At 60.0% G+C, this 24,938-nt stretch carries 22 protein-coding genes and 2 tRNA genes; 8 read left to right on the top strand and 16 right to left on the bottom strand.

Annotated features, from left to right (window positions below):
• Positions 1-2: 2 nt before the first annotated feature.
• Complete coding sequence (recX, locus tag ABTV29_RS25025; RefSeq protein ID WP_433767277.1) at positions 3-467, top strand: recombination regulator RecX; 465 nt, start codon at positions 3-5, stop codon at positions 465-467.
• A gap of 42 nt (positions 468-509) precedes the next feature.
• On the opposite strand, the gene ABTV29_RS25020 is transcribed toward recX, so the two are convergent.
• Complete coding sequence (locus ABTV29_RS25020) at positions 510-1,634, bottom strand: TIGR00730 family Rossman fold protein (protein ID WP_433767276.1); 1,125 nt, start codon at positions 1,632-1,634, stop codon at positions 510-512.
• 480 nt (positions 1,635-2,114) lie between these two features.
• Between ABTV29_RS25020 and ABTV29_RS25015 the strand changes: the two genes are divergently transcribed.
• Positions 2,115-2,315: a hypothetical protein gene (locus tag ABTV29_RS25015; RefSeq protein WP_433767275.1), complete on the top strand. Its 201-nt coding sequence runs from the start codon at positions 2,115-2,117 to the stop codon at positions 2,313-2,315.
• Here ABTV29_RS25015 and ABTV29_RS25010 read toward each other — a convergent pair whose 3' ends face one another.
• Complete coding sequence (locus ABTV29_RS25010; protein WP_433767274.1) at positions 2,316-2,738, bottom strand: PA3611 family quorum-sensing-regulated virulence factor; 423 nt, start codon at positions 2,736-2,738, stop codon at positions 2,316-2,318.
• A 189-nt stretch (positions 2,739-2,927) separates the two neighbouring features.
• On the opposite strand from ABTV29_RS25010, the gene ABTV29_RS25005 reads away from it, so the two are divergent.
• The 3 genes from ABTV29_RS25005 to ABTV29_RS24995 all read left to right on the top strand — a co-directional run bounded on the left by ABTV29_RS25005 (position 2,928) and on the right by ABTV29_RS24995 (position 4,950).
• Positions 2,928-3,671 carry a tRNA-uridine aminocarboxypropyltransferase gene (locus ABTV29_RS25005; protein ID WP_433767273.1) on the top strand — a complete coding sequence of 248 codons (744 nt, stop codon included), beginning with the start codon at positions 2,928-2,930 and terminating at the stop codon, positions 3,669-3,671.
• A gap of 188 nt (positions 3,672-3,859) precedes the next feature.
• Positions 3,860-4,510, top strand: a complete 651-nt coding sequence (gene erdR / locus ABTV29_RS25000; protein WP_433767272.1) for a response regulator transcription factor ErdR — start codon at positions 3,860-3,862, stop codon at positions 4,508-4,510.
• Between the two features lie 77 nt (positions 4,511-4,587).
• On the top strand, positions 4,588-4,950 hold the full coding sequence (locus tag ABTV29_RS24995; RefSeq protein WP_433767271.1) for a diacylglycerol kinase: 363 nt from the start codon (positions 4,588-4,590) through the stop codon (positions 4,948-4,950).
• Here the strand turns inward: ABTV29_RS24995 and ABTV29_RS24990 are convergent.
• Positions 4,947-5,873 carry a LysR family transcriptional regulator gene (locus ABTV29_RS24990; protein WP_096513132.1) on the bottom strand — a complete coding sequence of 309 codons (927 nt, stop codon included), beginning with the start codon at positions 5,871-5,873 and terminating at the stop codon, positions 4,947-4,949. The two genes, ABTV29_RS24995 and ABTV29_RS24990, sit on opposite strands and share 4 nt — an antisense overlap.
• Before the next feature lie 133 nt (positions 5,874-6,006).
• Here ABTV29_RS24990 and fpr point away from each other — a divergent pair, with 133 nt between their 5' ends.
• Positions 6,007-6,786 (top strand): ferredoxin-NADP reductase, encoded by a 780-nt coding sequence (gene fpr / locus ABTV29_RS24985; RefSeq protein ID WP_003443014.1) that lies wholly within the window; start codon positions 6,007-6,009, stop codon positions 6,784-6,786.
• A gap of 63 nt (positions 6,787-6,849) precedes the next feature.
• On the opposite strand, the gene tsaA is transcribed toward fpr, so the two are convergent.
• The 6 genes from tsaA to rimO form a co-directional block, all read right to left on the bottom strand.
• Positions 6,850-7,548, bottom strand: a complete 699-nt coding sequence (tsaA, locus tag ABTV29_RS24980; RefSeq protein ID WP_433767270.1) for a tRNA (N6-threonylcarbamoyladenosine(37)-N6)-methyltransferase TrmO — start codon at positions 7,546-7,548, stop codon at positions 6,850-6,852.
• 177 nt (positions 7,549-7,725) lie between these two features.
• On the bottom strand, positions 7,726-8,496 hold the full coding sequence (locus tag ABTV29_RS24975) for an SDR family oxidoreductase (protein WP_433767268.1): 771 nt from the start codon (positions 8,494-8,496) through the stop codon (positions 7,726-7,728).
• 204 nt (positions 8,497-8,700) lie between these two features.
• Positions 8,701-9,171, bottom strand: a complete 471-nt coding sequence (locus ABTV29_RS24970) for a DUF1456 family protein (RefSeq protein ID WP_433767267.1) — start codon at positions 9,169-9,171, stop codon at positions 8,701-8,703.
• A gap of 75 nt (positions 9,172-9,246) precedes the next feature.
• A complete protein-coding gene (locus tag ABTV29_RS24965; RefSeq protein WP_433767266.1) occupies positions 9,247-9,957 on the bottom strand; it encodes an rRNA pseudouridine synthase in 711 nt (236 codons plus the stop codon).
• A gap of 191 nt (positions 9,958-10,148) precedes the next feature.
• The gene (locus ABTV29_RS24960; RefSeq protein WP_433772005.1) at positions 10,149-10,622 is read right to left on the bottom strand and encodes a GNAT family N-acetyltransferase; all 474 of its coding nucleotides are present in this window, start codon (positions 10,620-10,622) and stop codon (positions 10,149-10,151) included.
• A gap of 127 nt (positions 10,623-10,749) precedes the next feature.
• Positions 10,750-12,087, bottom strand: a complete 1,338-nt coding sequence (rimO, locus tag ABTV29_RS24955; RefSeq protein ID WP_110966713.1) for a 30S ribosomal protein S12 methylthiotransferase RimO — start codon at positions 12,085-12,087, stop codon at positions 10,750-10,752.
• Between the two features lie 288 nt (positions 12,088-12,375).
• On the opposite strand from rimO, the gene ABTV29_RS24950 reads away from it, so the two are divergent.
• On the top strand, positions 12,376-14,277 hold the full coding sequence (locus ABTV29_RS24950) for a potassium transporter Kup (RefSeq protein ID WP_433767265.1): 1,902 nt from the start codon (positions 12,376-12,378) through the stop codon (positions 14,275-14,277).
• A 178-nt stretch (positions 14,278-14,455) separates the two neighbouring features.
• Here the strand turns inward: ABTV29_RS24950 and ABTV29_RS24945 are convergent, their stop codons facing one another.
• From ABTV29_RS24945 to ABTV29_RS24930, 4 genes are all read right to left on the bottom strand, one after another.
• Positions 14,456-15,751: an AcvB/VirJ family lysyl-phosphatidylglycerol hydrolase gene (locus ABTV29_RS24945; RefSeq protein ID WP_433767264.1), complete on the bottom strand. Its 1,296-nt coding sequence runs from the start codon at positions 15,749-15,751 to the stop codon at positions 14,456-14,458.
• Positions 15,751-18,393 (bottom strand): bifunctional lysylphosphatidylglycerol flippase/synthetase MprF, encoded by a 2,643-nt coding sequence (gene mprF / locus ABTV29_RS24940; protein ID WP_433767263.1) that lies wholly within the window; start codon positions 18,391-18,393, stop codon positions 15,751-15,753. Before mprF ends, ABTV29_RS24945 begins: the two co-directional genes overlap by 1 nt.
• Positions 18,394-18,671: 278 nt before the next feature.
• A tRNA-Met gene (locus ABTV29_RS24935) sits at positions 18,672-18,748 on the bottom strand.
• A 238-nt stretch (positions 18,749-18,986) separates the two neighbouring features.
• Positions 18,987-19,063, bottom strand: a tRNA-Met gene (locus ABTV29_RS24930).
• A gap of 301 nt (positions 19,064-19,364) precedes the next feature.
• Between ABTV29_RS24930 and dinB the strand changes: the two genes are divergently transcribed.
• Positions 19,365-20,426 carry a DNA polymerase IV gene (dinB, locus tag ABTV29_RS24925; protein WP_433767262.1) on the top strand — a complete coding sequence of 354 codons (1,062 nt, stop codon included), beginning with the start codon at positions 19,365-19,367 and terminating at the stop codon, positions 20,424-20,426.
• A 111-nt stretch (positions 20,427-20,537) separates the two neighbouring features.
• Here dinB and ABTV29_RS24920 read toward each other — a convergent pair whose 3' ends face one another.
• From ABTV29_RS24920 to ABTV29_RS24910, 3 genes are all read right to left on the bottom strand, one after another.
• Entirely contained in the window at positions 20,538-21,491 is a 954-nt protein-coding gene (locus ABTV29_RS24920; RefSeq protein ID WP_433767261.1) for a hypothetical protein, read from the bottom strand.
• A 17-nt stretch (positions 21,492-21,508) separates the two neighbouring features.
• Complete coding sequence (locus tag ABTV29_RS24915) at positions 21,509-23,224, bottom strand: proline--tRNA ligase (protein WP_433767260.1); 1,716 nt, start codon at positions 23,222-23,224, stop codon at positions 21,509-21,511.
• Positions 23,225-23,378: 154 nt separating this feature from the next.
• On the bottom strand, positions 23,379-24,938 hold the full coding sequence (locus ABTV29_RS24910) for an AmpG family muropeptide MFS transporter (RefSeq protein ID WP_433767259.1): 1,560 nt from the start codon (positions 24,936-24,938) through the stop codon (positions 23,379-23,381).

Raw genomic sequence — 24,938 nt, 5'->3', positions numbered from 1 at the left:
CGATGACCGCCGTACTCGATACACTCGTCGCGGTGCGGCGAACCGCCATGGACCTGCTCGCGCGACGCGAGCACGGTCGAGTCGAGCTGACGCGTAAACTGCGTCAGCGCGGCGCTCCCCCAGAAATGATCGAAACAGCACTCGACCGATTGACGGAAGAGGGCTTGCTCTCCGAAACCCGTTACCTCGAAAGCTTCGTTTCCTACCGGGCTCGTTCCGGCTATGGCCCTTTACGCATTCGTGAAGAGTTGAGCCAGCGTGGCCTGCAACGCAGCGATATCGAACAGGCCTTGCGTGAGTGTGGGATCGACTGGCAGGTGCAATTGGAAGACACCTGGCGGCGCAAGTTTTCCGAGCTGCCAATAGATGCGCGGGAACGTGCCAAGCAAGGCAGGTTCCTGGCCTATCGGGGATATTCCATGGAAATGATCAGTCGCTTGCTCAGTGGCCGAGGCATGGACAACTGAATGAAACGGCCCGCTATTTCGATAGCGGGCCGTTTTTTTACCTCAGGTTACCTTGGAGGGTTCCCGCGAGCGTTGTTGTGCCAGGGGCTGGAGTTGAGGCTGCTCCCGGTTTTCCGGCAGGTTGATGTAGTCAACCAGCTCTCGCAACCGGCCATGGTCACGGGCGTTGAAGTTGAAGGCCAGTCGAGCCAGGTGGCTGAACTGCGCTTCATCGTGTTCCTCACCGCTGTAGGCATGCTGGTGGAAATGATCGCTCAGGCACAAGTCCGCGAACGCCTCCTGCATATGTTCGAGTGCTCGGTCGCTGAGTCTGTGGTTCATGCGAATCACGAACTGATGCTTGAGCCACCGGCTGGAGTGGAAGTTACTGTAGAACTGGTTGATGTGTTCGACCGCTTCCTCGGCACTGTAGACCAGCCTCACCAGTTTCATGTCAGTGGGCAGGATGTAGCGATTTTCCTCCAGTTGCTGGTGGATGAAGTCCAGCGCCCCTTGCCAGAATTTACCGCCGGGTACGTCCAGCAGCACCACTGGCACCAGCGGGCTTTTGCCTGTCTGGATCAGTGTGAGTACTTCCAGCGCTTCATCCAGCGTGCCGAACCCGCCTGGGCAGAGCACCAGTGCATCAGCTTCCTTGACGAAGAACAGTTTGCGGGTGAAGAAGAAGTGGAAGGGCAGCAGATTGGTCGTGCCGTTGACGGTGGGGTTGGCGTGCTGTTCGAACGGCAGGGTGATGTTGAAGCCCAGGCTATTGTCTCGTCCGGCGCCTTCGTGGGCTGCGGCCATGATGCCGCCACCGGCACCGGTGATGACCATCATGTCCGAGCGCGCGAGCGCGGCGCCGAGCTCCCGGGCCATCGCATACAGCGGGTGTTCAATCGGTGTGCGGGCCGAGCCGAATACCGTGACCTTGCGCCGACCCTTGAACTGTTCCAGTACACGGAACGCATGCTCCAGTTCGCGAAGCGCCTGCAGCGTGATCTTGGCATTCCAGCGATTGTGGTCTTCCTGGGCCATGCGCAGCACGGTCAGGATCATGTCGCGGTAGATGGGGATGTTCGGGCTGTTGGGTGAAACCAGGTTGAGTTGTTCTTCGACCTTGCTGATGAGGTCGTGGCCACTTTCCTGAAAATGACGGCTCAGGAGGTCATTCGGTTGGTAAGGCATTCAACTTCTCCTTCTGCACAGAACCCCAGGCGTCGACAACGCATTCGTCGACGCCACGACACTTCCTGTATCGCTGTCTGCCCAGGCCCATGCCTGGGCGATCCACTCGACCCGAACAGGCATCGGGTCATCCATACAGGCTCTGTTTTTCCCTTGGATGAAAGAAACGTTCGCATGACACAACGGGAAACGGGCAGCCCCCTTCAGCCCTGAAACATAACGGTAGATATCTTGAAATCTAGACCCTTGCGGTGATTTGCGCTGACTTGATCATTGCGCCGCAAAGTCTTTCCTGGCAACCGCTTATTGACGATTTACAAGGTAGTTTCACCGCTCGTCTGAACCTGCGCCGTGGTTGCGCCACTCTGATTTACTAATTTACAGGCGTCATACGACAGCTTTGCGTCAAGGCAGGGCTACGGAACAAGCGGTACAGGGATTGATCGCTCAACGAGAGCGAGGTGCAAGGAGGCGGGAAGCATGGCCAGAGTCGTTCTGGAAATAGAGATCGATACGCACCTGTATCGATTGCTCAAGTCATCGGCCGAGACCAATCATTTGAGTCTTGAAGAAGAGTGCTGCCGGCGGCTGGAGGCCGGTGAGCGACGTTCGCGTTACTTGCAGGCATTGCTGGCAGAACTGCGCGCCGAGGATGAACAGCGGCGCGCCAAATCCCACTGATTATTTCTTCTTTTGCGGCGCTTTCGGGCAATCCGATTCCTGGAAGCTTGCCGAGCCGATCGGGCGATTGGACTTGACCTCGGTGAAGTCGTAACGCATCACTGCGCCTTTTGCCATCAGCTTGCGGTAACCGGGGTTGTTGCAGACCGAGGCGCCAAGCTGGAAATACACCGCTTTTGGATCGGCACGCATTTTCTGGGCGTGGCTGCTTTGTACGCTCAGGTGGTTGATCAGCGTGTTGCCTTCGACGGTGTAACCCTGATCAAGAATGTCTTCATTGATCGCCCGAGGGGTGCCAACGCTGCTTTGTACGGCGACATTGCGCAGCTCTTTGTTCAGATTCTGCTCACTCAGTGATGCAGCCTGAGCGCTGAAGGACGACGCCAGCAGAATGGCAGCGGTGGGGACGATAAGGCGCAGCATGAAACTCTCCTGGTTCAGTGACTGGTGGTTCGACCAGCCACGTGACTGTGCGTTCAGTGGCGGCGAATTATAGGGGAGCCCGTCTGGTCGGTACAGGCTTGCGCCGGATGCTCTGGTAAACTGCAGGTCTTTATTGCCCTGCCGAGTGCCGTTCGTGTCGAGTTTCCCTGTCTGCCAGCGTTGCCTTAAATGAACCACGCCCCCAACGCCGTAGCCCGTCTGCGTGATCAACGCGAAGATGAAGGTATCAAGCCGCTTCAGGCCCGAGGCTGGCGCGCGCCCCGTTGCCGAGACTGCAGGGTGATCGAGAGCCATTGCCTGTGTGCCTGGCGCCCACAGGTCGAGACCCGTTCCGGGGTTTGCCTGATCATGACCAGCAAGGAAGTGTTCAAACCCAGCAACACCGGTTGGCTGATTGCCGATGTGGTGCGCGACAACCATGCGTTCATCTGGTCGCGAACCGAAGTCGATCAGCAGTTACTGGCCTTGTTGTCCGATCCGCAATGGCAGCCTTATCTGGTCTTTCCGGGCGAGTACGTCGAGCCGGAGCGTGTCACCCATACGGTGACTGCCGATAGCAGCAAACGCCCGCTGTTCATCCTGCTGGACGCGACCTGGACCGAGGCACGCAAGATCTTCCGCAAAAGCCCGTACTTCGATGCGCTGCCGATCCTCAGCCTGCTGCCCGAAAAACTTTCCCGCTATCAGTTGCGCCGGTCTACCCGCAGTGAGCACTTGTGCACTGCCGAGGTCGCGGCGCTGTGCCTGGATTTGGCGGGCGATGGGCAGGCTGCGTCGGCACTGGACGCTTATTTCGATGTGTTCAGCCAGCATTACCTCGATGCCAAGCGACAACTCGAAATGAACGTTGAAACGCCGGCACATGCCGAGTTGTTGCCATTTGTGCAAAACAGCGCGGCGGTCACGGGCTGATTGTCGCCCATACTGCAAAGAACTGTACCGGGAATGCGGCTTGACCACCCCGGCTTCGCTGGGCATGCTGGGCGCCGATTAGGGTACGGCCTGAATTTGATACACCGTATGTATTGGTGTTGAACGTGCCCTGTAGGTGCAGCTCCGTGGCTGCACTTCGCGTTGTTTGAAAACAGGATCACTTGAAAATGGCGACATACGAAATCCTGATTGCCGATGACCACCCGCTTTTTCGTTCCGCCTTGCATCAAGCGTTGACCCTGGGGCTCGGCCCGGATGTCCGTCTGGTGGAAGTGGCGAGCATTGCCGAACTGGAAACCCGCCTGACCGAAAAGGCCGACTGGGATCTGGTGCTGTTGGACCTGAATATGCCGGGGGCCTACGGTTTTTCCGGGTTGGTGCTGTTGCGCGGCCAGTACCCACAGATTCCGGTAGTCATGGTCTCGGCCCAGGAAGAAGCCTCGGTGATGGTCAAGTCCCGTGAATTCGGCGCCAGCGGCTTCATTCCCAAATCCAGTGACCTGAACGTGATCCAGAAAGCGGTGCGCTCGGTGCTGGATGGCGATGTGTACTGGCCTGCACAGGCATTCGAAGCGGTCAGCGTTTCCGAGGAGGCCAAGGCGGCCAGCGAAGGCCTTGCCAGCCTCACACCGCAGCAGTTCCGGGTGCTGACCATGGTCTGCGAGGGTTTGCTGAACAAGCAGATTGCCTACGAGCTGGGTGTTTCCGAAGCGACCATCAAGGCCCATGTGACCGCGATTTTCCGTAAGCTGAACGTACGAACCCGTACTCAGGCTGCGCTGCTCCTGCAACAACTTGAGTCAATTTCGGGCCACTGAGGGGTGGCATCTTCACGCTTTTTTGACTTGGGTTAATCTAGTTTCCTCACTCCTTTTTTGGTCAGTTACCTACTCTTATGTCCCCTTTCAAAGGCCAGACCGGCCTTAAACGCATCCTCAATGCCTCTGGCTATTCCTTTGACGGTCTGCGGGCTGCCTTTACCGGCGAAGCGGCTTTTCGGCAACTGGTGTTGCTCAACGTCATCCTGATCCCCTTGTCGTTTTTTCTGAGCGTCAGTCGCGTCGAGCGGGCGTTGCTGATTGCAGTCTGCCTGCTGGCTTTGATTGTCGAGTTGCTCAACTCGGCAGTGGAAGCGGCGATCGATCGCATTTCCCTTGAGCGGCACCCGCTGTCGAAAAACGCCAAGGACATGGGCAGCGCCGCGCAATTGGTGGCACTGACCATGATCGTGCTGGTGTGGGCAGTAATTCTGCTTTAAGCGATTGTCGGCAATACGATCTCGTCGCTGCGCTGGACCCCGGCGGTGAAAGCGCGGCACAGATCGAGAAACTCGCGCATCGCCGAAGTCTGGTACTTCTGTTTGTGCCAGATGAAATAAAACTGCCGGGCCAGGTCCAGGTCCGGTGTCTCCACCGGCACCAGGCTGCCGCGTCGGAATGCATCGCGCAGTGCCAGTCGTGAAATGCAGCCAATCCCCAGTCCGGACTCCACCGCGCGCTTGATCGCTTCGGTGTGTTCCAGCTCCAGGCGGATGTTCAACGCGCTGTGGTGATGACGCATGGCCTGATCGAATGTCAGCCGTGTTCCGGAGCCTTGTTCGCGCAGAATCCAGGCTTCATGGCTCAATTCGTCCATGGTCGCGATGCCGCGTTGAGCCAGCGGATGCTGAGGGGCACAAAACACCACCAGCTCGTCTTCGACCCAGCTCTGCACTTCGATGTCCGGGTGGCTGCAATCACCCTCGATCAGACCCAGATCAATTTCGTAGTGGGCCACCTGTTGCACAATATTGGCAGTGTTCTGCACGTGGAGCTTTACCTGGCTTTCCGGGTGGCGCTGCATGAAACCGCCGATCAGCAGGGTGGCCAGGTAGTTGCCGATGGTCAGGGTCGCGCCCACCGCCAATGAACCGAATCCGGATTTGCCATTGAGCAGGTCTTCGATTTCCTTGGCCTGGTCGAGCATCGCCACCGCTTGCGGCAGCAGTTGCTTGCCGAGGGCGTTGAGGCTCAGCCGTTTGCCGGCGCGGTCGAACAACTGGCAGCTCGACTGGCGCTCCAGTTCGGTGATCGAAGTACTCGCCGCCGATTGAGAAAGGTTAAGCAGCCCGGCAGCGCGGGACACGCTTTCCTGCTGGGCCACGGCGACGAAGACTTGAAGTTGACGGAGAGTAAATCGCATATCGATATAACCGATAACCCTTATCTTAATAATCCATTTAACAGATATTCTCTCTGCTATTAGAATGCGATGCAATTGCGCGCCGTCCATAGAGCGCGGAGCATGCGCAGATAATCTCCAGGAGTCCCCGTACATGAGCAACATGAACCACGAGCGTGTCCTCAGTGTTCATCACTGGAACGACACTCTGTTCAGCTTCAAGTGCACCCGTGATCCGGGCCTGCGCTTCGAGAACGGTCAGTTCGTGATGATCGGCCTGCAACAACCCAATGGCCGCCCGCTTATGCGCGCTTACTCGATTGCCAGCCCGAACTGGGAAGAGCATCTCGAGTTCTTCAGCATCAAGGTGCCTGATGGTCCGCTGACTTCCCAGTTGCAGCACCTGAAGGAAGGCGACGAGATCATCATCAGCAAGAAGCCTACCGGCACGCTGGTGCTGGATGACTTGAAGCCTGGCAAACACCTGTACCTGCTCAGCACCGGTACCGGCCTGGCGCCATTCATGAGCGTCATCCAGGATCCGGAAACCTACGAGCGTTTCGAAAAAGTGATCCTGTGCCACGGCGTACGTTACGTCAACGAAGTCGCTTACCGCGAGTTCATCACCGAGCACCTGCCGCAGAACGAGTTCTTCGGTGAAGCGCTGCGTGACAAGTTGATCTACTACCCGACCGTGACCCGTGAACCGTTCGAGAACGAAGGCCGCCTGACCGACCTGATGCGCAGCGGCAAGCTGTTCAGTGACATCGGCCTGCCACCGATCAACCCGCAGGACGACCGCGCCATGCTGTGCGGCAGCCCGAGCATGCTCGACGAGACCAGCGAAGTGCTCAACAGCTTCGGCCTGAAAGTTTCGCCGCGTATGCGCGAGCCGGGTGATTACCTGATCGAGCGCGCGTTCGTCGAGAAGTAAGCATCGATTGAAGAAAACCCGCATTGCCTGAGAAGGCAATGCGGGTTTTTTCGTTTCCGGGGCTTAGACCTTCGCCGGGATGACTTCGAGGACCCGGATCGAGTCCGGCGTCGGATAGTGCCAGCGCACATCCACGTCCCAGAATTGCGCGCCGTATTCCCGTTCCGGTGCGGGCGTCTGGTACGCCGGTCGCGGATCTTGCGCCAGGCATTGCTCGATCAGCTCGACCAGGGGCTCTGCAAGGCGTTGAGCGTGCCCGTGGGCCTGTTGCAGGGCGTTATCGGCCCACTGCACTGAGATCAGCTGCGGAGCGCCGCTGGCGATGCTGTTGGAGGCCGTATCGATGATATCGGCGTAAGGCACATAGGGTTTGATATCCAGAATCGGCGTGCCATCGAGCAGGTCAATGCCGGATATCCACAGGCGATCGGCTTCGACCTTGTCCAGTTTGACCACTGATTGGCCAATCCCATTGGGCCGATGCGTCGCGCGGGTGGCGAAAACGCCCATGGATTTGTTGCCTCCCAGACGGGGAGGGCGGACCTTCAGGCGTGGCTTTTCTTCCAGGGCCTGGTGAAACAGGAACAGTAGCCAGACGTGACTGACCTGCTCCAGCCCCTGCACGGCATCGCCCTGATCGAAAGGTGCCACCAGTTCCAGGACACCGCGCGCGGCCGGGGCCAGTTGGGGTTGGCGCGGGATGGCGAACTTCTCCTTGAAGCAGGAGCGCACGAAGCCGATGGGGGAAACGCTGTAGGTCATGAGTTTGCGGTCGAAACTGGGTAGGGGCGGGCATGATAACCCACAGGACCTCGATGCCGTTGGTGACTGGAAGGGCCTTTTCGCGGGCAAGCCCGCTCCCACAGGGAATGTGTGATGAGTGTGAGCTCAGAAGATCCCTGTGGGAGCGAGCCTGCTCGCGATGGCCACACCGCCAACCTATAGGCTAAAACCACCATCCAGCGGAATGATATTCCCGGTCATGTAAGCCCCTGCCGTGCTCGCCAGGCTGATCGCCAACGCCGCCATTTCCTCCTCGCGGCCCCAGCGTTTCATCGGGATCAGCACCGTATCTTGCGCCAGCGCCTGCTCATCATTGCCGATGTGCTGGGTCATTTTGCTCGGAAAGCGCCCCGGTGCGATCACGTTGACGTTGATGTGCTGGCTCACCAGTTCTCGCGCCAGCATCCGCGATAGCTGATGCAGCGCCGCTTTGCTGGGGCCGTAGGCGTAGGCCTGTTCGCCGTGGGAGGTAATCCCCGCGACCGAACCGATATTGATAATCCGCGCGGGATTGGCCGGTGAGCCGGCCTTGCGCAGCAGTGGCAGGAATTGCTGGATGCAGTTGAAAACCGACGTAACGTTGAGCTGCATGACCTTTTCCCAGCCCTTGATCGGGTAGCTCTCCAGCGGTGCGCCCCAGGTGGTGCCAGCGTTATTGACCAGAATGTCGAGGTGGCTGATCTGCTCACTCAGTCGCGCGACCAGTTGCAGTACGCCTTCTTCAGTGGCCAGGTTGGCGGCAATGCCATGGCAGCGGCCATAGGCGCCGAGTTCGTCGGCTGTTTGCTGGCAGGCTTCGACATCCCGGGCGCAGACGTAGACGGTGGCGCCGGCCTCGACAAAGGCCTTGGCGATCATTTTGCCGATGCCGCGGGTACCGCCGGTGACCAGAGCGATGCGGCCTTGCAGGGAGAAGTAGGGGTGCATGGCAAATCCTGAGAACTGAAGGTCATTACACCCTAGTCGTCAGCCGCAGGAAGCGGAGCCACTATTTTTGTGCGGAATGCAGAGGCATTCGGTCGTGTAGGAGCGAGCTTGCTCGCGATGGATTCGAGAACGCCGCGTTTATCCAGGAAGCACGCGTTATCGTTGTCGACCATCGCGAGCGAGCTCGCTCCTACAGGGGGCCTTTTATTGCGGGCGCACGCGCAATGTCAGGCCCTTGAGGAAATTACGCAGCAACTGGTCGCCGCACGGGCGGTAGTTGGTGTGGCCGAACTTGCGGAACAGCGCGCTCAGCTCTGGCTTGGACACCGGAAACTCGGCGGCCTTGAGGATCGCGTGCATGTCGTCTTCCTTGAGTTCGAAGGCCACCCGCAGCTTTTTCAGGATGATGTTGTTGGTCACCGGGACTTCGATCGGCATTGGCGGACGGCTTTCGTCCTTGCCACGCTTGAAGACCACCAGGCCATCGAGGAAATGCGCCATCACTTCGTCCGGGCAGCGCACAAAACCTTCCTCGTCCTCTTCTTTCTTGTCGAGGTACGCCACCACGTCTTGCAGCTTCACGTCCATGCCGCCGAGCTTGATGATCTCGACGACTTTCTTGTCGCTGATGTCGAGCATGTAGCGCACGCTGCGCATTACGTCGTTATGAATCATGTGTGCAGTCCTGATATTCAGCTATGGGCACCGCCGCCAGGCGCGGTGCCGAAATGTGTGGCGGCGTGAAAAGCCTTAGAACTTCTCTTTGCCGGACAGGTAGCGCCATTGCCCCAATGGCACCTTGCCGATGGACACGCCGCCGATACGGATACGACGGATGCCAACGACCTTCAGGCCGACGGCCTGGCAGAACAGGGCGATCACGCCCGGTTGTGGATTCTTCAGGGCGAAGCGCAGGCGGTTTTCGTTCTGCCAGCTCGCCTTGACCGACGGCAGCTCCTTGCCCTTCCAGGTCAGGCCGTGCTGCAAACGATTGAGGCCGTGTTCAATCATGTCGCCTTCGACCTCGACCACGTATTCCTGCTCGATTTTGGCGGCATCGGCTGTGAGCTTGCGCAGGATCTTCCAATCCTGGGTGAAAACCAGGAGGCCGCTGGCATTGGGTTGCAGGTCTGTACTGGCCGTCAGGCGCAGGAAGTGGCCGCGCAGCGGACGTTTGCCGAAGCGGTGTTCTTCGCTCAAGGTTTCGGCGCTGAGGGTCGCCATGGCGGCCTCCGCGTCCATGCCGGCGGGCACGTTGAGCAGGAGGGTCACCGGCTCCGGCGCGGTGGCCTTGGCGTCCTTGTCGAGTTCGACTTTCTGGTCGCCGACCTTGAACTGCGGCTCGTCGATGACTTCGCCGTCAACGGTGACCCAGCCGCCTTCGATGAACAGCTCGGCTTCCCGACGGGAGCAGCCGACGAGTTCTATGAGGCGCTTGGAAAGTCGAATCGGGTCAGTCATGACGGGGCCGTAACAAAAAAAGGGTGGGCATTGTACCTGCCTGGCGCTGGTTAATCCCGGAACCATTTTGCCGCAGGGCTTTTTTGTGGGAGCGAGCCTGCTCGCGATAGCAGTATCAGCTTCAACATCAATCTTTGACTGACAAACCGCCATCGCGAGCAGGCTCGCTCCCACATAGATTCCTTGCTGTGTCAGCCATGCTGCGAATGCTGCAGGTTTTGCCGAAAACGCATGTGCAGCAACGGATACGGCTGCCCCATGCCATCGACTTCCGAGCGGCCGATCACCTCGAACCCTTGCTTGAAATAAAACCCCAGCGCTTGCGGATTCTGTTCGTTGACGTCCAGTTCGTCGGCGTTCAGGTGCTCCATCGCATAGTGCAACAACTGCTTGCCCAGGCCCTGGCCGCGATGCGCCGGGTCGATGAACAGCATTTCAATCTTGCCCGCCGCGACCCCGGCGAACCCGGTGATGCGCTGGCGCGAGTCCCGGGTGCAGATCAGCATCACCGCATCGAGGTAGCGGGTCAGCACCAGATTCTTCAGCAGCTCGATGTAGCTGTCCGGCAGAAAGTCGTGGGTGGCGCGCACTGACGCTTCCCAGACCCGGGTCAGTTCTTCGTAGTCGCTCAGTTTCGGCGTGTGTATGACCGAATGTTGGCGCATGGCCGGCTGCTCCTTGGTATTGATTGCCGTCTTGTTCACATCGTGAGTCCTTTCCGTCCACCAAACGATAGCCGTAAAAAAGCCCCGCATCTTGTTAAAAGAGCGGGGCTTTTCATAATTTTAGCGTTTAGATCTGTTCGGCCCAGAGGTCGTATTCGTCGGCGTCGGTCACCTTGCACCAGACCTTGTCGCCTGGCTTGAGGTTGCTGCCGTTGTCGATGAACACGTTGCCGTCGATTTCCGGGGCATCGAAGAAGCAACGGCCGACCGCGCCTTGCTCATCGACTTCATCGACCAGCACTTCGATTTCACGGCCGATGCGCATTTGCAGGCGCGCCGAGCTGATTTCCTGCTGGTGCGCCATGAAGCGCTCCCAACGATCCTGCTTGACGTCGTCCGGCACGACTTCCAGATCCAGGTCGTTGGCTGGAGCGCCGTCAACCGGCGAGTACTGGAAGCAGCCGACGCGGTCGAGCTGGGCTTCGGTCAGCCAGTCCAGCAGGTACTGGAAGTCTTCTTCGGTTTCGCCCGGGAAGCCGACGATGAAGGTCGAGCGGATGATCAGGTCCGGGCAGATTTCGCGCCAGTTCTTGATGCGCGCCAGGGTCTTGTCTTCGAACGCCGGGCGTTTCATCGACTTCAGCACTTTCGGGCTGGCGTGCTGGAACGGGATGTCCAGGTACGGCAGGATCTTGCCGGCGGCCATCAGCGGGATCAGCTCGTCGACGTGCGGGTACGGGTAAACGTAGTGCAGGCGAACCCAGACACCGAGGGTGCTCAGGGCTTCGCAGAGTTCGGTCATGCGGGTTTTCACCGGCGCGCCGTTCCAGAAACCGGTGCGGTATTTCACGTCGACGCCGTAGGCGCTGGTGTCCTGGGAGATCACCAGCAGTTCCTTGACGCCGGACTTGACCAGGCGCTGGGCCTCGTCGAGCACGTCACCCACCGGACGGCTGACCAGCTTGCCGCGCATCGACGGGATGATGCAGAAGCTGCAGCTGTGGTTGCAGCCTTCGGAAATCTTCAGGTAGGCGTAGTGGCGCGGGGTCAGCTTGATCCCTTGTGGCGGCACCAGGTCGATCAGCGGGTTGTGATCCTGCTTCGGCGGCACGACTTCGTGCACGGCGTTGACCACTTGCTCGTATTGCTGCGGGCCGGTCACGGCCAGCACGCTCGGGTGCACGTCGCGAATATTGCCTTCTTCCACGCCCATGCAGCCGGTCACGATGACTTTGCCGTTTTCCTTGATCGCTTCGCCGATCACTTCCAGGGACTCTGCCTTGGCCGAGTCGATGAAGCCGCAGGTGTTGACCACCACGACATCGGCGTCCTGATAAGTGGACACAACGTCATAACCTTCCATGCGCAGCTGAGTCAGGATGCGCTCGGAGTCGACCAGTGCTTTGGGGCAACCCAGGGATACGAAGCCAACTTTAGGATTGGCCGGCGCAGGAGTGGTGGACATGTCTAACCTCGGTATTTGTGACGCCTCCAGCCGACAAGGGCAAGGCGACAGACGGACGCTTTTTTGCGCCTCTGATCAAAAAGTGCGCAATTCTATCGATGAGACGTTCACTTGACCAGCTTTATGCAGGGAAATACGACGAGTGCTGCGCTATGCTTCGCGCCGTTGGGCTTTACCGATTTCTTACAGTCAACAAAACGTCTGTAACAACAGGTAAAACAGCGCATGCTGCATTAAAAAGCTTAGTGCTTCATTCGAAGAAGCCGGTCTGGGAATCAGGAGTGTTGGATGGGTCAGGCAAGTAGTCACGCGGCGGACGCCGGGCATTCGGCGGCGAAGCCGATCGGCATGCTGGTGGCGGCGGTCGGGGTGGTTTATGGCGATATCGGCACGAGCCCGTTGTACACCCTCAAAGAGGTGTTTTCCGGCGGCTATGGCGTGCCGGTCAACCATGACGGCGTGTTGGGCATTCTGGCGCTGATCTTCTGGTCGCTGATCTGGGTCGTGTCGATCAAATACATGATGTTCGTGCTGCGCGCCGACAACCAGGGCGAAGGCGGGATCATGGCCTTGACCGCGCTGGCCCGGCGAGCGGCGGCGGGGCGTGCGAAGCTGCGCACCCTGCTGGTGGTGTGCGGGCTGATCGGTGCGGCGCTGTTCTATGGTGACAGCATGATTACGCCGGCGATTTCCGTCCTGTCGGCCATCGAGGGCCTGGGACTGGCGTTCGAAGGCATCGACCATTGGGTGGTGCCACTGTCGCTGGTGGTGCTGGTGGGGCTGTTTCTGATCCAGCGTCACGGCACCGCGCGCATCGGCATTTTGTTTGGACCGATCATGGTCACCTGGTTCGTGGTGCTTGGCGCGCTGGGTGTCTACGGCATCCTGCAGCACCCCGAAGTGCTCAAGGCGGTGAACCCGGTGTGGGGTGTGCGTTTCTTCATCGTGCACCCTGGCATGGGCGTGGCGATCCTTGGCGCGGTGGTGCTGGCGTTGACCGGTGCCGAAGCGCTGTACGCCGACATGGGCCACTTCGGGCGCAAGCCGATCGCCCGGGCCTGGTTCATCCTGGTGCTGCCGGCGCTGGTGCTGAACTACTTCGGCCAGGGGGCGCTGCTGCTCGGTGATCCGGAGGCCGCGCGCAACCCGTTCTATCTGCTGGCGCCGAACTGGGCGTTGATTCCGCTGGTGGCGCTGTCGACCCTGGCCACGGTCATTGCCTCCCAGGCAGTGATTTCCGGGGCGTTCTCCCTGACTCGCCAGGCGATTCAGCTCGGTTACATTCCGCGCATGCACATCCAGCACACCTCCAGCGCCGAGCAGGGCCAGATCTACATTGGTGCGGTGAACTGGTCTCTGATGGTCGGCGTGGTGCTGCTGGTGCTGGGTTTCGAGTCCTCGAACGCGCTGGCCTCGGCCTACGGCGTGGCGGTGACCGGGACCATGCTGATGACCAGCATCCTGGTGTCGGCAGTGATGCTGCTGCTGTGGAAGTGGCCGCCGGTACTCGCGGTGCCGGTCTGCCTCGGGTTCCTGCTGGTAGACGGTGTGTACTTCGCCGCCAACGTGCCGAAAATCGTCCAGGGCGGGGCATTCCCGGTGATCGCCGGCCTCGCGCTGTTCGTGCTGATGACCACCTGGAAGCGCGGCAAGCAGTTGCTGGTGGACCGTATCGATGAGGGCGGGCTGCCGCTGGATATTTTCATCAGCAGTATCGCCGTGCAGCCGCCGCATCGCGTGCAGGGCACGGCGGTGTTCCTCACCGCGCGGCCCGACGCGGTGCCCCATGCGCTGTTGCACAACCTGTTGCATAACCAGGTGTTGCACGAGCAAGTGGTGCTGCTGACGGTGGTCTACGAAGACATTCCGCGGGTCCCGCCAAACCGGCGCTTCGAGGTCGATTCCTACGGCGAAGGGTTCTTCCGGGTGATCCTGCATTTCGGTTTCACCGACGAGCCTGACGTGCCGCAGGCGTTGAAGCTGTGCCATCTCGCTGAACTGGATTTCAGCCCGATGCGCACCACGTACTTCCTCAGCCGCGAAACGGTGATTGCCTCCAAGCTGGTCGGCATGTCCCGCTGGCGCGAGGCGCTGTTTGCCTTCATGTTGCAGAACGCCAACGGCAATTTGCGCTTCTTCAATCTGCCGTTGAACCGGGTGATTGAGTTGGGGACGCAGGTGGAGATGTAAACTCCTCTCCTGTAGGAGCGAGCTTGCTCGCGATGAACCTGAGATCACCACTGGTTGCCAGGTGTTCAGCGTTATCGTTGAAGACCATCGCGAGCAAGCTCGCTCCTACAGAAGGGTGAGAATGAAAAAGCCCCCGCAACTCAAGGTTGCGGGGGCTTTTTCATGGGCCGGGTTCAGATCATTCCTGAGCCTCGGTCTCCTTGGCCTGACGCTTCTCGATCACGTCCACCAGGCGCTTGGCCAGCGCTGGGTAGTTCTCGTCGAAGTGGTGGCCGCCCGGCAGCTTCATGGCTTCGCCCACGGCTGTCTTGTCGGTACAACCGCTTTCGTCGATTTCTTCCTCACCGAAGATGCACACCACTTTGGCCGGCGGCAGCTTGGCCATTTCCGGACCGGTGGCGGCTTCCTTGCCGGCGTTGCCCAGCCAGCCTTCGACTTCGATTTCGAAGCTGCCGGTACGGGCGAAGGCCAGCAGGATGATTGCGTCGACCCGTTGCTGCTCGGCTTCGGGCAGGCGGTTGTAGATGGCCGGCAGTACGTCGGCGCCGAACGAGTAGCCGGTGAGGATGAAGCGCTTGGTGCCCCATTTCTGCCGGTAGTGCTGCATCAGTTCGGTCAGATCCAGGGCGCTTTGCTCGGGGCTCTTGTGTTGCCAGTAGTAGCGCAGGGTGTCGATACCGACCACCGGATAGCCGATCTTGGCCATTTCGCCCGCGACGTCGCGGTCCAGGTCGCGCCAGCCGCCATCACCGGACAGGAACAGGGTCACGGTGTCCTTTGCCTGGCCGGCCGGAACTTCGACTACCGGAATTTGCAGGCCGCCTGCGGCCTTGTCGCCACCGACGAGAATCTTGCGCAGTTCGTTGTTCAGCACTTGCGGCAGGTTGATGTCGTAGTCGCTGATACTGGTTTCGGCGTTCGGCTGGTCGCGCACGAAGCCGGCGCTGGTGTCGTCCGGGTTGTCGTTCCAGGCCACCAGCCAGTGGCCATGGGCTGCGCTTTTCGGCAGCAGGTGGGTGCAGCCGGGTTTTTCCAGGGCCAGGTCCACCGAAACGGCCTGGGCCTTGTCGTTCTTCTGTTCGGACAACCAACGCCATGCCAGCACGGCGCCAGGGCCGATACCGCTGACCAGCGTCGCCGGGCCTTTCAGTTCGCGCATGCCCGTTTGCAGGGCACGGCTTTGCAGCAGGCAATCCTTGGGCAGGATCACCTGAACGATCTGTGCGGAGCCGCTGCGGCTCAGGGTCAGCAATTGTTTGTCGCTGAGCTTCTGGTCTTCGTTGACCGCCACCAGCACCTGGGCGCGTGGGGTGTTGCCTGGGATGACGCGGGTCATCACAGTGCCGTCGGCCGGGGTCAGTTGTTCCAGGGTCGGCTCCGGAGCCGGGCGTTTCAGGTACCAGTAGCCACCACCGAGAATCAGGGCCAGCACAACCAGCGTGCCCAGTACATAGCGCAAGGAGCGTTGAATCATCAGCGTTTCACCAATCCAGTCAAGCCGCCCGCGATCAGGGCGGCAGTGTCGGCCAGGGCAACCAGCGGATCGAGTCCGGCGGGCACGGCCATATAACGGGGTTCCCAGTCAGGCTGGAATTTGTCTTTGAAGCGGCGCAAGCCTTGGAAGTTGTAGAGCTGCTCACCACGGCGGAAAACCATCGAGCCCAGGCGCTGGGTCAGTGGTGCACCGCGGCGGGGTTGCAACCCCGACAATGGCACCATGCCCAGGCTGAAGCGCGCGTATCCGTGACTCTTATAGTGTTGGATCAGGCCGACCATCATGAACTCCATGGTCAGCTTGGGGGCGTCCGGGTGCGCGCGCATCAGGTCGAGGCTGGCCAAGTCATGGCCATAGGTCTCGAGCAGGTTGGCAAACGCCACCGGGCGCCCTTCGAAACGAATCACCGCAATGCGGAAATACTTGAGGTAGTCATCGCTGAATCGGCCGAGGGAGAAGCCTTTCTCGCGCACGTTCTTGCCGGTCAGCCAGGCATCGGAGATTACCTTGAGCTCATCCATCGGGGCGTGGCCCGGTTCATGGATCTCCAGCGACAGGCCGTCGCGGGTGCCACGGTTCCAGGTGTAGCGCAGGTCTTTCATCTCCTTGCCCTTGGCTTCGAGATCAAAACGCTGCAGATCGACACGGGCTTCTTCACCGAGCTTGATCGCGGTCAGGCCGATGTCCATGTAATAGGGCAGGTTCTCGGCGCGGACTTGATAGAACACGGGGCGTGCATGGTGGATGTCGCACAGGTCGCGGAACTGCCAGATCATTTCCGCCCGTTGCTGGCCAGGACCGATCGGGTCATACAGCGCCACCAGGCTGCGGCCACGGCGGGCGTACATCAGGAACGCTTCGTCGTTGGGGTGAAACAGCAGGGCCTTGTCACCGGTCAGCGACAGGCCGCCGTCGGGTTGCGCCGAAGCCATGAGGATTTTGTGCGCGCGCTCCAGTTCGTCGGGCGTCGGCAAGTGGATCACCGGGCGCGCAGTGCGCAGCAGCCAGGTCAGGGATACCACCACCAGCAGCACTGCGGCACCCAGCAGCGAGCGCAGGCCACGGGGGGCGTCGGCATCGAGGGTGAATTGCCACCACAGTTGATGGCTGTAGGGAACGTCCTGATAGGCAAACAGCAGCAGCCAGATCGAAGCGGCCAGCACGCAAAGACTGGCCACCAGATACAGCGGTGAAAACGGCAGTTCGGTCAGGCGGCTGGGGCGATAGAATGAAGTCCGGAAAACCCCCAGCAAGGCGGCGGTCAGGGTCATCAGGGTGGCTTCTTCCCAGTCGAAGCCCTTGAGCAGGGAGAGCAGGGCGCCTACCAGCAACAGAATGGTGGTCAGCATCCACGCTGCCGACAGACGGCGCCGCAGGCCCTGGGCCAGCAGCAGGCAAAGCACGCCGATCAGGCTGGCGCCGAAGTGCGAGGCGTCGACCAGGCGATGGGGAATCAGAAAGCCGATGTGCTCCAGGCGGGTGTCGATTTCCGGAGTCGCGCCGGAAAACAGCAGCACCACGCCAGACAGGAACACCAGCACTGCAAGGATCGGTGCAGCCAGGCCCGAGGCGGCGCGCAGGGTCTGGCGCGTCTGGAACAGGCGTTGACCTTCGTTGATCAGCAACAACAGGCAGGCCACCAGCATGGGAAGCACGACATAAATCAGGCGATAAAGCAGCAGGGCGGCCGCCAGGGGCGCGGCGCCGAGGGTGTCGGAAAAGGCGGCGAGCAGAATGGCCTCGAACACCCCGACACCACCCGGTACGTGGCTGAGCACGCCAGCGGCCAGCGCCAGCAGGTACACCAGCAGAAACGCACCGAAGGGCGGTGCTTCCGGCAGCAACAGATAGAGGACGGTAGCGGCGGCCGCCACGTCCAGCGCGGTAATCACCAGTTGCAGGAAGGTCAGGCGGCGCCCCGGCAGGCGCAACGTGCGGCGGCCGACCTTGACCAGCAGGTTGTCGGCATAAGGTTGCTCCGGCAGGCGTCGGCGATAGATACCCACCGCGAGTACGGTGGACAGCAGCAGCACGGCGGCTGCGATGGTGCCCAGCAAGGTTTCCGAGAGGCCCAGTGCCACAGAGGCGCCGGGCAGGTTGCTCAGGGTTGCCAGTGCGGCCAGAGGCGGTAGGGCGCATCCGAGCGAGAGACTGGCGAACAGCGTCATGTGGGCGACTTCGGTAGCCCCCAGGCCATGACGTGCATATAGACGATAACGAACCGAACCACCGGAGAGCATCGAAAGGCCGATGGCATTACCGATCGCGAAAGCAGTAAAGCCGCCCAGTGCCAGTGTGCGTGGAGCCAGCGTCACGCCGGCGTAGCGGCTGGCCGACCATTCGTAGCCCAGCAGAATGATGAATCCGGCCACGGTCGCGCCCAGCGCACCGAGCAGGGCGGGTTTGGGGACTTCGAGGATCGAGTCGTGCAGCGCATCCAGATCCAGTTCGCTCAGCAGGTGACGACAGGCAATCAGCGCGATGGCAAACAACAGCAGGGTAACCGCCAGGCCGATGGGCTGTCGGTACTTGCTGATACGATCAAGCAAGCGCAACCGTTCAGCCTTGATCGGTTGCGTTGCAGTAGCAGTGTCTTGTACATCAGACGTGTTGGCGCGCATCAATCACCTCTTGGATTGTGCGCGACAGGATGGAGGTATCCAGCCAAGTTACCAATCCCTGTAGAAAAAAATAATCACAAATATTAACGCCTATCACCGAGTCTCGGCGATGGCGAATCATCAGTCGTGGGGTGTTCGGCCGCGATTTCAGCATAGTCTGAACTCGGCGCTTCGGTGACCACCAATGATTGGCGACACAGTGACAGATCATTGTTGCGAAAGGACTTTTTCAACAGACACAAAAAAGGCCACTCTTTCGAGTAGCCTTTTCTGATGTTTGGTTGCGGGAGCCGGATTTGAACCGACGACCTTCGGGTTATGAGCCCGACGAGCTACCAGGCTGCTCCATCCCGCGTCTGTGAGGCGGCATTCTATAGAGATACGCCGGGGTGTCAACCGTTAATCTCGAACCAGGTCAAATAAACGGAAAAGTGCGGCGAGCGGTCGCAGGGCCGGCTTAAGTTTCGGAATCTGAACGGATTCTCATTCCGCCAATAGCATCCATTCTTCCCGTTGTTCCAGCTCAAAAGGGTCTGGGCAAAAACAGACGCGCACAAAAAAGGCCACTCTTTCGAGTAGCCTTTTTTGATGTTTGGTTGCGGGAGCCGGATTTGAACCGACGACCTTCGGGTTATGAGCCCGACGAGCTACCAGACTGCTCCATCCCGCGTCTGTGTGGCGGCATTCTACAGAGGAATGGCAGGGTGTCAACCTTCAATGGCGATAAAACCTCTTCAGGTTCAATCGGTTAGCTCTTTGCAGCGCTTATCGATCGGCCTGATAGGCAAGCCCGGCAAGGGCTGCGGCTCTATTAGCGGGTCATTTTTGATTGAGAAATTAAATTTTCCAGGTGCATTTTCCTACGGCCATCGGAGAACATGCAGACTACTGGTGCTATATACAGGTGTCAGTGAGATACTCCCGACCTGACACGGCCTTTCGCCTTTTCTTCCTCCGAATACCGCTTTGATATGAGCCAGCGAAAAATCATCCACGTGGATTGTGACTGCTTCTATGCCGCCATCGAGATGCGTGACGACCCGCGACTGGCCGGAAAACCGCTGGCGGTGGGCGGGGCTGCGGATCGCCGAGGCGTGATTGCGACCTGCAATTATGAGGCGCGCGCTTATGGCGTGCGTTCGGCCATGTCTTCCGGGCATGCGTTGAAGCTGTGTCCGGACCTGACCATCGTCAAGCCGCGTATGGATGCCTATAGAGAAGCGTCCAGGGAAATTCATACGATCTTTCGCGACTACACCGACATCATCGAGCCGCTCTCCCTCGACGAGGCTTACCTTGATGTGTCGGACAGCGCCCATTTCGGCGGTAGCGCCACGCGCATCGCCCAGGACATCCGACGGCGTGTGTCGAATCAGCTGCACATCACTGTTTCGGCCGGCGTGGCCCCCAACAAGTTTCTAGCCAAGATCGCCAGCGACTGGAGAAAGCCCAACGGCCTGTTCGTCATTACGCCGGATCAGGTCGAGGACTTCGTCAGCGGTTTGCCTGTGAGCAAGCTGCACGGGGTCGGCAAAGTCACCGCCGACAAGTTGGGCAAGCTCGGTATCACCGATTGTGCGCAACTGCGCCAGTGGGACAAATTGGCTCTGGTGCGTGAGTTCGGCAGTTTTGGCGAGCGGCTCTGGAGCCTGGCCCGTGGTATCGACGACCGTCAGGTGCACAACGACAGTCGCCGACAGTCGATCAGCGTCGAAAACACCTATGACGTCGACCTGCCGGACCTGGTGAGTTGCCTCAACAAATTACCCGAGCTGCTCGATACCCTGGCCGGTCGCATGGCGCGGATCGACAGCAGCTACAGGCCGGGAAAGCCGTTCGTCAAAGTAAAGTTTCATGATTTCACCCAGACCACATTGGAGCAGGCCGGAGCAGGGCGGGATTTGGGCAGTTATCAGCTGCTGCTGACCCAGGCTTTCAATCGTGGAGGCAAGCCGGTGCGGTTGCTGGGGGTGGGGGTGAGACTGGAGGATTTGCGGGGCGGTTTTGAGCAGATGGAGTTGTTTGAGCGCTAGAGCAGGTTTCGATACGGTGGTGAATGTGAAGGCCCCATCGCGAGCAAGCTCGCTCCCACAGGTACTGCATCGTCCTTGTGGGAGCGAGCTTGCTCGCGATGCTTTCAGGCTTTAATTCGGCCCCGGATCCGCCACCAAACGCCCGGCGTCCTTGGTCAGGGACTTGAGGAATTCGGTCTGCAGTTCAGGATCGTTGCGGGTCAGTTCGATCAGGCTCTGTTCCAGCTCGCTGGCTTCTTCTTCCAGGCCCAGCTCCGACAGACGTTTGACCCGGTGTACCCACTGGCTCACTTCGTCGTCTTCCAGATCGTCGTAAATCAGTCCATGAGCTTCGAGCAATTTGCTGCGCAGCTTGCTGCTGAGGGCCAGGGACGAATCGGTGTGCACCTCATCCGTAGGGTTCTCGACGCGGATCTGCAGTGTGCTCAGATGATTCAGGTCGTATTCGGCGAAGGGACTGTCCAGCAGGTTCAGGCGCAGGACGCCATTCTTGTCGGTACTCAGCTCGAAGGTTTCCTTTCCGGCCTTGACCTCCACCGGACGCTCGCTCCAGGGCAGGCTCGAGTATTCGGTGCGCTTGTCGCGCTGGACTTCGTCGATCCCCGCCAGGTTCTGCTGCGCACGACCGTGAGACTGCACGTTCATGAACGGATTGAGCCCGGCGAAGCCATAGTTGAACCAGTCCTTGGTCATGCTATCGGGAAGGTTGCCCAAGGCGAACACGTTGACCACGTTCGCGCCGATGCCGCCCACCACGGCCACCGCGCCCAGCGGGATCTCGTAGATCTCCCGCCAGGGTTGGTAGGGCGTATAGCGATCGTAATGGCGCGTGACTTCGTACTCGGTGACTTCGAAAGTCTTCTGCTCCTGGATTTTCACCCGACGTTGCGGCAGCTCAAGCACCTTGGGCTCACCGACATCGATCTGCAGGCTGTGATCAAGCAGTTTGCGCTCGACACGTTCCTCGTGCTCGCTGCGTTGTGACATGTGATTGGCACAGCCGCTGACCAGCAGGGTGCCGCACAGGGCGGCACCACCGAGGCCTAAGGTGTTTCGCTTGAACATGACGTCTCTATCTGGTTTCAGCGGCGGATACGGGCCTGAAGGAACGACAGTACGTCGGCAACCGGCAGCGCTTGCGGCTCGGCTTCGGTACGGCTCTTGTATTCCAGGTTGCCTTCGGCGAGGCCGCGGTCGCTGACCACAATCCGGTGAGGAATGCCGATCAGCTCCATGTCCGCGAACTTGATGCCCGGGCTGGTTTTCTTGTCGCGGTCGTCCAGCAGTACTTCGAAGCCGGCAGCGGTCAGCTCTGCATACAGCTTGTCGGTGGCTTCGCGAACCAGATCGGTTTCGTAGCGCAGTGGTACCAGGGCGATCTGGAACGGCGCCAGGGTGTCACTCCAGATGATGCCTTTGTCGTCGCTGTTCTGCTCGATGGCAGCGGCGACCACGCGGGAAACGCCAATGCCGTAGCAGCCCATTTCCAGGGTTACCGGCTTGCCGTTCTCGCCCAGCACTTCGCACTTCATCGCCTTGCTGTACTTGTTGCCCAGCTGGAAGATGTGTCCGACTTCGATGCCGCGCTTGATTTCCAGGGTGCCCTTGCCATCCGGGCTAGGGTCGCCGCTGACCACGTTACGCAGGTCGGCAACGGTCGGAACCGGCAGGTCACGCTCCCAGTTCACGCCGAAGTAGTGCTTGTCGTCGATGTTGGCACCGATGCCGAAGTCGCTCATCAGCTCGACGGAGCGGTCGATGATGATCGGCAGCGGCAGGTTCAGCGGGCCGAGGGAGCCGGCGCCAGCGCCGATGGCGTCACGCAGTTCGGCATCGCTGGCCATGACCAGCGGGCTGGCAACGCCAGGCTGGTTGGCCGCCTTGATTTCGTTCAGTTCGTGGTCGCCACGGATGATCAGGGCAATCAGCTTGCCTTCTTCTTCGGCGTGCACGATCAGGGTCTTGATGGTCTTTTCAATCGGCAGATTGAATTTTTCCACCAGCGCGGCAATGGTCTTGGTGTCCGGTGTGTCGACCAGGCGCAGCTCTTCAGTCGGTGCAGGACGGGAAGTCTCGCGCGGTACGGCTTCCGCCTTCTCGATGTTCGCCGCGTAGTCGGAGCCGTTGCTGAAGACGATATCGTCTTCGCCGGATTCGGCCAGAACGTGGAATTCGTGGGAGCCGGCACCGCCGATCGAGCCGTTGTCGGCTTCAACCGGACGGAATTTCAGGCCCAGGCGGGTGAATACGTTGCAGTAGGCCTGGTGCATGCGGTCGTAGGTGACCTGCAGCGATGCCTGGTCAGCGTGGAACGAATAGGCGTCCTTCATGATGAATTCGCGGCCGCGCATCAAACCGAAGCGTGGGCGGATCTCGTCACGGAATTTGGTCTGGATCTGGTACAGGTTGATTGGCAGCTGCTTGTAGCTGCTCAACTCGTTGCGCATCAGATCGGTGATGACTTCTTCGTGGGTCGGGCCGGCGCAGAAATCGCGACCATGGCGGTCCTTGAAGCGCAGCAATTCAGGGCCGTACTCTTCCCAGCGACCGGATTCCTGCCACAGTTCAGCCGGTTGAGTGCTCGGCATCAACACCTCGAGCGAGCCGGCGGCGTTCATTTCTTCACGAACGACGGCTTCGACCTTGCGCATCACTCGCAAGCCCATCGGCAGCCAGGTGTACAGGCCCGAGGCGAGTTTGCGGATCATGCCGGCGCGCAGCATCAGCTGATGGCTGATCACGACCGCGTCGGAAGGCGTTTCTTTCTGTGTGGCGAGCAAAAATTGACTGGTGCGCATGGTTGGCCGTTATCGATTGCTGATGACGAGAAATGACGGAGCATTGTACGGGCGAGATCCGCTGTCGTACAGGCGTGCGGTCGGTGGTATGGAAGAGGGCGGATATCGCTACGCCCTATTCCGTGTTTGCTGCGGATGCAATCCGCGAGCGCTTTTACGATTCTTCCGCGACCTGGGTGGGAATAGGCTCCGGCGTCGGTTTCGGACCTTCGCGGCGGCTTTCCTGGAACCAGTGCAGGGCGATCAGGACCAGGGTAGGAACACCCAGCAGGGCGGTGATCAGGAAGAACTGGTGATAGCCGAACTTCTCCACCATGACCCCCGAATAGCCGCCGATCAGCCGTGGCAGCAAGAGCATGATCGAGCTGAGCAGGGCGTATTGGGTGGCGGAGAACTTGAGGTTGGTCAGGCTCGACAGGTAGGCGACGAACGCCGAAGTGGCCAGGCCCGAGCTGAAGTTATCCAGGGAGATGGTGAGGATCAGCATCTTCAGGTTGGGGCCCATGTCGGCCAGCATCAGGAACAGTATGTTGGTGCCCGCCGATGCGGCGCCGCCGATGAACAGGATCGGCAGGATGCCGAAGCGCACGATCAGCAGGCCGCCCATGCCGGCACCGACCAGGGTCATGATCAGGCCGAAGATTTTGCTGACGCTGGCGATCTGGTCCTTGGTGAAGCCCTGATCGATGTAAAACACGTTCGCCATCACGCCCATGACCGTATCGGACATCCGGTATGTCGCGATCAGGCCGAGCAGCAGCAGTGCTTGCCAGCGGTAACGCAGAATGAAGTCATTGACCGGAGTCAGGACCGGTGCCAGGCCGCGGCGTCCCATGGATGACAGGCACAGCACGGTCAGCGTGATGTAGAGGATCGCGCGCAGGAAGGCGCGGTCCTGGAGCAGCAGGTCGAGCAGGCTCACGCCGTCGAACAGCACGCTGGCGAAATCGGTGTTGTAGAGCTGGGTGAACATGGCCGGTACGGACACCAGCAACACAATCAGTACGAAAACCGAGGCCAGCTGGTGCACGAAGCTGTAGCGCCCGGCCTGCAGTTGGGTGCGCAGTGGCACCGGCGGTTCGCGCATGAACAGGCTGGTCAACAACGCCGGAACCATCAGGACACCGAACAGTATGTAGGTGCCGGCCCATGCGGAGTGTTGATAGTTGAAACCGGTCGAGCCGAAGCCCTCGGCAAAATACAGGGCGCCAGCGGTGGCCAGCAGCGCCGCGATTCGATAGCCGGACATGTAGCTCGCGGCCAGGGCCGCCTGGCGGTTGTCCTCGGCGATTTCCAGGCGGTAGGCGTCGACTGCAATGTCTTGCGTTGCTGAAGCGAAGGCGACGACCACCGCAATGGCGATCAGCCAGGAGAGATGCTTTTGCGGGTCGCAGAAACCCATGCCGACCAGGCCGAGGATCACCAGGCCCTGGGACAGCACCAGCCACGAACGTCGTCGTCCCAGCTTGCCGAGAAACGGCAGGCGCCATTGGTCGAGCAGCGGTGACCAGACCCATTTGAAGGCGTAAGCCAGACCGATAAGGCTTGCATAACCGATGGTTTCGCGAGCCACACCGGCTTCGCGCAGCCAGACAGAAAGCGTCGAGAACACCAGCATGTAGGGCAAGCCGGCAGCGAAACCCAGCAGCAACAGTACGAGCGTCGAGGGGCTGGCATAGGCAGCAAGCGCGGCGCGCCAGGTTTTACGGGGCAT

Origin of the sequence: Pseudomonas putida, from assembly GCF_050989985.1 — a bacterium.
GTDB classification, from domain to species: Bacteria; Pseudomonadota; Gammaproteobacteria; order Pseudomonadales; family Pseudomonadaceae; genus Aquipseudomonas; species Aquipseudomonas putida_AI.
The sequence above is the reverse complement of the archived record's forward strand: the minus strand, read 5'-3'. Positions and strand labels throughout refer to the sequence as shown.

Bases quoted from the DNA above. Each gene is read 5' to 3' on its own strand.
- mprF (WP_433767263.1), bottom strand. From the start codon at position 18,393: ATGCGCGCCAACACGTCTGATGTACAAGACACTGCTACTGCAACGCAA.
- erdR (WP_433767272.1), top strand. From the start codon at position 3,860: ATGGCGACATACGAAATCCTGATTGCCGATGACCACCCGCTTTTTCGT.
- ABTV29_RS25010 (WP_433767274.1), bottom strand. From the start codon at position 2,738: ATGCTGCGCCTTATCGTCCCCACCGCTGCCATTCTGCTGGCGTCGTCC.
- tsaA (WP_433767270.1), bottom strand. From the start codon at position 7,548: ATGACCTACAGCGTTTCCCCCATCGGCTTCGTGCGCTCCTGCTTCAAG.
- ABTV29_RS24920 (WP_433767261.1), bottom strand. From the start codon at position 21,491: ATGTTCAAGCGAAACACCTTAGGCCTCGGTGGTGCCGCCCTGTGCGGC.
- ABTV29_RS24975 (WP_433767268.1), bottom strand. From the start codon at position 8,496: ATGCACCCCTACTTCTCCCTGCAAGGCCGCATCGCTCTGGTCACCGGC.
- ABTV29_RS24910 (WP_433767259.1), bottom strand. From the start codon at position 24,938: ATGCCCCGTAAAACCTGGCGCGCCGCGCTTGCTGCCTATGCCAGCCCC.
- ABTV29_RS24965 (WP_433767266.1), bottom strand. From the start codon at position 9,957: ATGACTGACCCGATTCGACTTTCCAAGCGCCTCATAGAACTCGTCGGC.
- recX (WP_433767277.1), top strand. From the start codon at position 3: ATGACCGCCGTACTCGATACACTCGTCGCGGTGCGGCGAACCGCCATG.
- ABTV29_RS25015 (WP_433767275.1), top strand. From the start codon at position 2,115: ATGGCCAGAGTCGTTCTGGAAATAGAGATCGATACGCACCTGTATCGA.
- ABTV29_RS24990 (WP_096513132.1), bottom strand. From the start codon at position 5,873: ATGCGATTTACTCTCCGTCAACTTCAAGTCTTCGTCGCCGTGGCCCAG.
- fpr (WP_003443014.1), top strand. From the start codon at position 6,007: ATGAGCAACATGAACCACGAGCGTGTCCTCAGTGTTCATCACTGGAAC.
- rimO (WP_110966713.1), bottom strand. From the start codon at position 12,087: ATGTCCACCACTCCTGCGCCGGCCAATCCTAAAGTTGGCTTCGTATCC.
- ABTV29_RS25005 (WP_433767273.1), top strand. From the start codon at position 2,928: ATGAACCACGCCCCCAACGCCGTAGCCCGTCTGCGTGATCAACGCGAA.
- ABTV29_RS24915 (WP_433767260.1), bottom strand. From the start codon at position 23,224: ATGCGCACCAGTCAATTTTTGCTCGCCACACAGAAAGAAACGCCTTCC.
- dinB (WP_433767262.1), top strand. From the start codon at position 19,365: ATGAGCCAGCGAAAAATCATCCACGTGGATTGTGACTGCTTCTATGCC.
- ABTV29_RS24995 (WP_433767271.1), top strand. From the start codon at position 4,588: ATGTCCCCTTTCAAAGGCCAGACCGGCCTTAAACGCATCCTCAATGCC.
- ABTV29_RS24945 (WP_433767264.1), bottom strand. From the start codon at position 15,751: ATGATTCAACGCTCCTTGCGCTATGTACTGGGCACGCTGGTTGTGCTG.
- ABTV29_RS24970 (WP_433767267.1), bottom strand. From the start codon at position 9,171: ATGATTCATAACGACGTAATGCGCAGCGTGCGCTACATGCTCGACATC.
- ABTV29_RS25020 (WP_433767276.1), bottom strand. From the start codon at position 1,634: ATGCCTTACCAACCGAATGACCTCCTGAGCCGTCATTTTCAGGAAAGT.
- ABTV29_RS24960 (WP_433772005.1), bottom strand. From the start codon at position 10,622: ATGCGCCAACATTCGGTCATACACACGCCGAAACTGAGCGACTACGAA.
- ABTV29_RS24950 (WP_433767265.1), top strand. From the start codon at position 12,376: ATGGGTCAGGCAAGTAGTCACGCGGCGGACGCCGGGCATTCGGCGGCG.